General features: G+C 44.4%; 7 protein-coding genes. 1 reads left to right on the top strand and 6 read right to left on the bottom strand.

All coding sequences use genetic code 11. The features are described from left to right. Window positions 1-763: 763 nt before the first annotated feature. Complete coding sequence (locus tag QT990_RS24655) at window positions 764-889, top strand: hypothetical protein (RefSeq protein WP_333308822.1); 126 nt, start codon at window positions 764-766, stop codon at window positions 887-889. A gap of 19 nt (window positions 890-908) precedes the next feature. Here QT990_RS24655 and QT990_RS24650 read toward each other — a convergent pair whose 3' ends face one another. The 6 genes from QT990_RS24650 to QT990_RS24625 all read right to left on the bottom strand — a co-directional run bounded on the left by QT990_RS24650 (window position 909) and on the right by QT990_RS24625 (window position 7,781). Next, window positions 909-1,733: a DUF3153 domain-containing protein gene (locus QT990_RS24650; RefSeq protein ID WP_333147014.1), complete on the bottom strand. Its 825-nt coding sequence runs from the start codon at window positions 1,731-1,733 to the stop codon at window positions 909-911. A gap of 231 nt (window positions 1,734-1,964) precedes the next feature. Then, window positions 1,965-3,269, bottom strand: coding sequence for a metallopeptidase TldD-related protein (locus tag QT990_RS24645; protein ID WP_333147016.1), 1,305 nt, complete (start codon window positions 3,267-3,269; stop codon window positions 1,965-1,967). Window positions 3,270-3,407: 138 nt separating this feature from the next. Further along, a complete protein-coding gene (locus QT990_RS24640) occupies window positions 3,408-5,360 on the bottom strand; it encodes a tetratricopeptide repeat protein (protein WP_333465866.1) in 1,953 nt (650 codons plus the stop codon). After that, entirely contained in the window at window positions 5,317-6,672 is a 1,356-nt protein-coding gene (locus QT990_RS24635; protein WP_333144393.1) for a P-loop NTPase fold protein, read from the bottom strand. Before QT990_RS24635 ends, QT990_RS24640 begins: the two co-directional genes overlap by 44 nt. A 180-nt stretch (window positions 6,673-6,852) precedes the next feature. Further along, window positions 6,853-7,374, bottom strand: coding sequence for a tetratricopeptide repeat protein (locus QT990_RS24630; protein WP_333243477.1), 522 nt, complete (start codon window positions 7,372-7,374; stop codon window positions 6,853-6,855). Window positions 7,375-7,421: 47 nt separating this feature from the next. Continuing rightward, on the bottom strand, window positions 7,422-7,781 hold the full coding sequence (locus tag QT990_RS24625; RefSeq protein ID WP_333411306.1) for a single-stranded DNA-binding protein: 360 nt from the start codon (window positions 7,779-7,781) through the stop codon (window positions 7,422-7,424). Between the last annotated feature and the right edge of the window lie 17 nt (window positions 7,782-7,798).

Raw genomic sequence — 7,798 nt, 5'->3', positions numbered from 1 at the left:
ACTCTGGCGTAGAGGATGGTTGGTTTAGTAGATGGAATATTGACAACTGAGTCTCCGTCGTAGCGTCGCTGTCCTGATGGTGTTCTGTACGCTTTGATTTTCCCTTCTTTCTCCCACCGCTAAGCGTGTTTTTGAACATACTCCGAGTCGTTGAATAGCGATTCTTGGTGGTACATATTTGGACATATCTGGGTTTGGTTAGGTGAATTATTCCAGCCTACACCAATTGTCTAATTTATAACGGAAATGTCTAAGAAAAGCCCGTCCTAGGGATTACTCTTTTTCGCGAACTTGGCGAATCTCTTGGCGCGAGGCGAGGGTTCGCTGCATTCTCGACGACAGACTGAACAGCCACGCTAGTGTTGCCCCTAATCCGGTCGCTACAATTAGTTATACGCACAGCGGAGCTTTAACTTGGACGCCTTCGATAACTTGAATCGCGACTGGCTGTGTATTTTCGATGCTGAATAATACTAGAGCCAAGCAAATCAGAAAGATGAAGAAGAAATTTAGCGATCGCATTTTCTCTGTTCCTAATTCTCAATTCAGCTTAAGCAAATCATTTACTATTTGTCAACTGTTTTTTGACAGATATTCTCAGTTTTTTTGATAAAATCAAATCGGGTCAATTAACCATAATATCCGGGGAGGGGCGGGTTTATTGCAGCTCTGAGAGTTCATTTAAGAGATTGATTAAGCCGCCCCTCTAGGACATATCCTGGGAGCATCTCACCTTTGCAGCCCTCCGCTAGAAATTGGAGTTTTGAGGCAGGAGGCAGGAGGCAGGAGGAAGAAGGAAAGAGGAAGAAGGAAAGAGGAAGAAGGAAAGAGGAAGAAGGAAGGAGCCAGAAGAAGGAAGGAGCCAGAAGAAGTATTTTTACAAATATGAGATGCTCCCCATATCCTCTTTAGGTTTGACCGATGTTTTGGGGTTTCTTGCCGATTCCAAGTGCTGGCAATATTTGATATTTCAAAGCAATGCCCGCCGCCACAAATAAGGCAATAATCAGCGCCCCAATTCCTACGGGACTGGGAATCCAGAATATCGCCTCCAAATAGTTAACTTCTCCGGGTTTGAGCTTCCAAACTAACTGTTTTCCTTGCTGAGAGCTTTCGGGAACCAGGGCACCGGCGACAGTTTCAATACTTTCGGCGCCCCAAGGCGTGTTCAAGCTAAAGTCTAGCTCCAAAAGTCCCCCCGGACTCAGCAGCAGACTGCCATTAGAAGAAAGCAGTGAAAGAGAGCGCAAATCCAATTCCAAACTCAACCGATTTCGCAGCACCAATAATAAATTATTCTGCTTGACACTAAGGTGAGATTCAAACTTCGGCAAATCTGTTTCTAGCGGACTTGAAACCCGATATTGTGTGGTTGGTGCGACGGGATTGTAAAATTGGTTGAACTTGTCTTGCAACTCTGATCCATTATTGAAAGGAATCCTCACTAAAACTTCTGTGGGCGAAAGCCGTTTAGTTTTTCCGTCCAGCAACCTCACCCGGCGTTCTACGCTTTTCAACCATTCTGCAACAGTTTCGCTACTGAAGCTCGTCAACCTTTCCCCCAGTTTAATGTGCTGCACGATTTCGCCACGAGTTTGACTCTCAAAGTTAACCCCGACATCGTACTGAACGCATCCAGTCACTAGAGTTAAAAGGCAAAAAACCAAAGGTAAAAGAAAGAAAAAGTGCTTTTTCTTCTTCCCAGTTCCATCCTTGACATTTGGCTCTTTCATTATAAATTTTTCCCTGTTTTTACCTATTTGCATGAATTAGCAAAGCGTTGAATTGCCGACACTGTTTCTATGTTTGTTTAACTGGTTTTAACTGGTTAACTGGTTCCTAGGCTCTGCCTGGGAACCCATGTCCAGAGGCTTTGCCTCGCAAGCTTTCATCCAAATTCGAGGCAGAGCCTCATGATATGTATTACCAGGCAGAGCCTGGTAACGAGTAAAACCGCACTGAACTTATTGCCTCGAAGCTACACCCAACTGTTGAAACAGCATACTCGGCAAATAGGCTGCACCGCCTACCCATTCGGCTTCGCTACTCAAATCTGCCAAATTTTTAAAGGCTTCAAAAATGCTGCCTGCCACCATTGTATTCTTGACGCGACCCACAATTTTGCCTTTTTCTACTTTATAGCCTAAGTCCAAATTGACCGAAAATTCGCCAGCTAACTGATTGGACTGACCGGCACCTAAAACCTGCTCTACTATGAGACCTTCGTCCATGCTAGCAATCAAGTCTTGAGTGGCGGTATTTCCTGGGGAAATGCAAAAGTTAGTCAAATCAGGGCCTGGGCGAGACAATCCGCCACGAAAACCGTTGCCGGTTGATTGTACACCGGCGCGAGCGGCCCACCTGCGATCCCAATAAAATCCGGTGACAGTACCTTTGTCTATCAAGACTTTGCGGGTGGTGGGTGTACCTTCGTCGTCAAAGGGACAAGCAGAAGGGCCTAAAGTGGGGTCTTCAAAAAAGGTAAAGCGTTCGTCAAATAAGGTTTCGCCGATTTTGTCGGCTAGGGGAGAGGCTTTTTGAACTACTGCTTGACCTGAAAGGATGGTATCAAAGAGGCCACCGAGGGTGCTAGCGGCTGCTCTGGGGGTAAATAATACTGGGTAGGAACCGCTGGTGATGGTGGCTGAATGTTCTGCGAGGCGGTATTTTTCGAGGAGTGATTCGAGGATGCTGTTGGTGTCTAGGGGACGATCGCGCGCTACGTCGTAACTGTATGCTTGCATAAAATCTTCTCCCTTTACCAAATTTCCGGCAATAGTGCCGCTGACTATTTGGCTGCTTCTTTCGGCATACAAATCTTGCGTGGTGGCAATTTTCACTCTACCGCTGCGGACGTGAAAGCCAACATCTACCATAATATCGGGATTGTAGGCGTGAACTTGCTCGATGAGGTTTTTGCCGTTTTCGACTAATTCTTGAGTTGTGGGCGGAGTGTAGGTGGTTTCCGGGCCTTTTAGGTGGAAGTTGGAGGCGAGTTCAAATTCTGCGGGGTCGCCGATTTCGGCTGTTTGAATCGCTGCATCTACTAAATCGTCTATCCGCGTTAAGTCTGTGGAACTGGCAAAACCGATTTTGCCGTTGTAAATCAGCCGGAGTGCGACGCCTTGCAGTGCTTTGGTTTGCAGGGATTTGAGGCGATTGTTTTCAAATTCGATCGGCGTGTCTTGGCTGGATAGATAATATACTTCAGCGGCATCAGCACGCTGGCGGGCTAATTGCAAAATCCGGTCTACGGTGGAATCGCTCACAATAATCGCCTTTTTGGTTTGGTCTTTTTTTTATTTTAGCGATTTAGGGTGTGGCCAGAAACCGGGTTTTTTCCCAGAATATCGATACACCACCGAAAAGCTGCGAAAAACCCGGTTTCTTTAGTCGAAGTGCATCCATCAATCCCCAGCCATCTGCTGAACCATAGCAATAATTTCTCTCACTGTCTGCGCGTCGGGCGATCGCAAATGCTGTAAAATCTCCAAAGATTGCTGTAAATAATTCAAAGCTTTCTCAAAATCTCCCTGCGATGCTAACAATTGTCCTAAGATTGCGAAACTAGCAGCTTTCCCTCGAACATTGCCAATCTTTTCCTCAAGTTCCAGAGATGCTTCATAAAGTGCGATCGCCTTTGCTACTTCCCCTTGATGGGCATAAATTCCTGCTAGTTCGTGCAAAGTAGCAGCCTTCCCTTGAAGATTGCCAATCTTTTCCTCAAGTTCCAGAGATTGTTCATAAAATGCGATCGCCTTTGCTACTTCGCCTTGATGGGCATAAATTCCTGCTAGTTGGTGCAAAGTAGCAGGTTTCCCTTGAAGATTGCCAATCTTTTCCTTAAGTTCGAGAGATTCTTCATAAAATGCGATCGCCTTGGCTACTTCCCCTTGAGCCGCATAAATTCCTGCTAGATTGTGCAAAGTAGCAGCTTTCCCTTGAACATTACCAATCTTTTCCTGAAGTTCGAGAGATTGTTCAGAAAATGCGATCGCCTGTTCTACTTCCCCAAGATTTGCATAGATTATTGCTAGACAGTGCAAAGTAGCAGCTTTCCCTTGAACATCGCCAATCTTTTCCTCAAGTTCCAGAGATGCTTCATAAAGTGCGATCGCCTTTGCTACTTCCCCTTGAGTCGCATAAATTATTGCTAGATTGTGCAAAGTAGCAGCTTTCCCTTGAACATCGCCAATCTTTCCCGTAAGTTCGAGAGATTCTTCATAAAATGCGATCGCCTTTGCTACTTCCCCTTGATTGGCATAAATTATTGCTAGATTGTGCAAAGTAGCAGCTTTCCCTCGAATATCGCCAATCTTTTCCTCAAGTTCCAGAGATTGTTCATAAAATGCGATGGCCTTTGCTACTTCCCCTTGATTGGCATAAATTCCTGCTAGACAGTCCAAAGTAGCAGCTTTCCCTTGAACATCGCCAATCTTTTCCTTAAGTTCGAGAGATTGTTCAGAAAATGCTATCGCCTTTGCTACTTCCCCTTGATTGGCATAAATTCCTGCTAGTTGGTGTAAAGTATTTGCTTTTAAAGATATGAACTCTTCATCATCTTTCGCCAAATCTAACGCTTGTTCCAGATAGTATTTTGCAGTTTTATATTCACTACGACTGCGATAGGCAACTCCCAACTCATTCAAAACCCTGATGCGAGTTTTCAAATCCCCTGGAGTTTCCTCGCGCCCATTCGAGGGAGTATATTCAATCAATAACCGTTTTAATAAATCGATCCGTTCCTGCTTTTCGGGCAACTCACAATTGCTAATCCTTTTGCTAGCATCCAGAGTTTGAGAAATAGCATCATCTCTAGTATTTACAGGAGTTTTGAACACAAAAGTTCCCGAATTCCAGGCCCAGAAATCCGGCGCATAATTAGCGACTCGCGTAATCGCATAATCCGGCAAACAAAAAATCATTGGATGCGGCACTTTAACCGGATAAGCATCTCGCACCCAATTAAAATCTACCAGCATCGGCGGATATTCCCCCGTCATCCCGATCGCATTTTCCAATCCCCGCACAATGAAAATCAACTTTTTGTCTGGTTGAACTTTGACTGTTGGCAAAACCTTCAGAATTTCATCCATCAAAAAGCGCATCTCAGGATCGGGAAAATCCCAAACCTCAAACTGCATCTCTTGACAATCGGGATGACTAATTAAAGCCTGAATAATCGCATCTCTATCCCTGGCAAAATTACAGTCGATAAATCCCAAATCAAAGGCATCGTCGGGAACAATATCGACAAACGTCAGCAATTGATCGAAAGACTCTTGATTGAGTTCAACAATCCTTTGCTGGTATATTTCAGGGATTTCCTTGAATTGATGCCAGGGCTTGTTGGAAAGCATAACTTTGTTTTACGAGTGGGTTGACATAATTCCACCGACTATTGCCGTTGTATTCCAAAACGGAAATATTGAATAATAAAGTTTGTCCGATTTCATCTTTATCAATATCTTTTTTGAGGCAAACTTGCGCTAATATGGTGTAATATTCTGCTGTAGGAGTAGACCTTTCAAAATCAAATTGCTGTTGCTTCAAAGCGTAAGTGACATCTTCTGCCAAAACTTTACTGTGTTTGCGAGTAATGGCTGTGCGAAAAGCCGATCTAGTCGTCTGCATCAATTGTCGCACATGACCGCCACTAGCTTTTGCCAAATCTAGCAACTGTTGTCGATCGTCAAATACGGCACTAACATCAACCCGTTTTTCGATCAAACTGGCAACTCCCTCTAATCTTTGCTGATTGTAATTTAAATCGCACTCACTGCGATTAAATTCATAAATATTCACCATTGGCACGATGTTGGGATTACCAAACAAATTGCTGACATTTTTATAGGAATAAATTACCGAAATCGGCACTGTATAAATAATTGTACAGTCTAGTTCTTGGAGTTGAGGAGCGTAATCAAAAAACAAATGATTGGCAACATTGGGAGGAATCCGGTCTAAGTTGTCAACAATCACCAAAAATCCTTTTTGATAGCGGTCGGGATATTTTCGTCTCAGCTTCTCAAAAGCATCTTTCAACAACAAATTAATATCTGTTTGCAAGCGGGACAAATTACGCTGAAGAGTTTCCCGAATCACCTGTTTTTGTTGACTAGAACCTTTGATTTGACCTAGCAATTTGGCTGTCAACTTATAAATAAAGGGAATTTCTGCTCCTACACTTGCTTCAGTTTCGACGCTAACGGAAGATTGAACAGTTTCTTCTGTTTCTTTAGTGACTTCTTTAAACCACGATTCAAAACGCTCTAAAAGTTTGGGGTCAAACTTCAATCGTAATTTAGTTAAATCATCAGCTACTTTGTTGATAAACAGCAAATATAAATCGGTATATTCTGCATCAAGAACATCTAGTTCCTGATCGAATTCTATGTAAATCACCCGATAGTCATTTTCCCACCGCGACTGAATGCGTTTTAACTCTGTACTTTTGCCGCATCCCCGATGCCCGGTAAACAAAATTGTGTTAAATTCTCCCGGTTCTTGAAGATCCAAATCCGTGCTAACATCCTCGATCGCCACTGTGTTGCGTACTGCGGACAAATCCACATAATATCGGGCAATATCATCGCCCGTTAGAGGCTTGACATCGCAAGCGCGGTAAGCTTCTTTGAGTGTTTTGGCGCGGTTGGGTGGGAGTGAAGTCATCGGATTGTATATTGTAGATTGTAGATGGAACCCACAGCTTATCTCGATCGCGGACGATCGGGATGTGGAGCTTTTTAACTCCTATGTTAACTCACATCTCGCACTATACTCAAGAACTAGCGATCGCTACCAACCGACCACAGAAACCGGGTTTTTTCGCGAATCCACTTCCAAAAATGATTAATAACTAAGAAATAAGCCGCCTAAAATTAGCCCGATCGCAATTAACGCCACCCAGATAAACCTATTATCTTTCGTATTAACCTGACTCAAATCTACGGGTTCTGGTACGGCGGGCTTGGGCTTAGCGTACTTGATGTCAGCGTTCGGATTGGCTTGAAAACTGATTGATTGATTTTCATCTAAAGCTGCCAAATCAGGGATTTTCACCATCCATTCAGGAGGGATAGTGAGTTTGGGAGCTTCGAGAATGAACAGCAAGCGCTTTGCTTGTTGGCGGGTTTCTTGGCGGGGATGGCGGGTGAGCTTGCGGCAAAGCTCGATCGCCCTTTCTGTATTGCCAGAGGCTTCGTAGGCTGTCACTAGCCACATCTGCACCTCACCGCCCAACCGGGAATTTCGATCGACTAAACCGGTAGCTGTTTCTAAACTCTGCACAGCTTGAGCATACCGGCCACTCTCAAAAGCTACTTGCCCAGCTTGGTACTCAGTTTGAACAATTTCTAACTTTTCTGAAGTCACGAGCACCCACCCAATTCACAAATATTACTTCCCAAATTCCCCAAACGCTAGAATTCGCTGTTGTGTTGCGACATACTGGATTCATTATCCCGTTTGGAACCCAGGAATTCTAACTGGTCTACTCTAATTACAGGCTTAGAGCGATTTGAACCGGTATTGCGGTCTTGCCAGCGCTCGAACCTCAAAGAGCCTGTTACGCCAATTTGAGAGCCTTTGCGAACGTAGTCAGCAGCAACCTGCGCTGTTTTGCCCCAGATTTCCAGATTGAACCAGTCTGGTTGATCGCTGTTCTTACTTCTGCGGTTCACTGCCAGCGTCAACTTGCACAGAACTGTACCCGACTCAAAATACTTTACGTCCGGGTCGCCGCCGACGCGGCCTACTAAATGCACAACATTAAGACTCATAAACTTTTTTGGGAATG

Source organism: Microcoleus sp. T3_B1, from assembly GCF_036700445.1.
Taxonomy (GTDB): Bacteria; Cyanobacteriota; Cyanobacteriia; order Cyanobacteriales; family Microcoleaceae; genus Microcoleus.
This window is presented reverse-complemented; position numbering and strand designations above follow the sequence as displayed.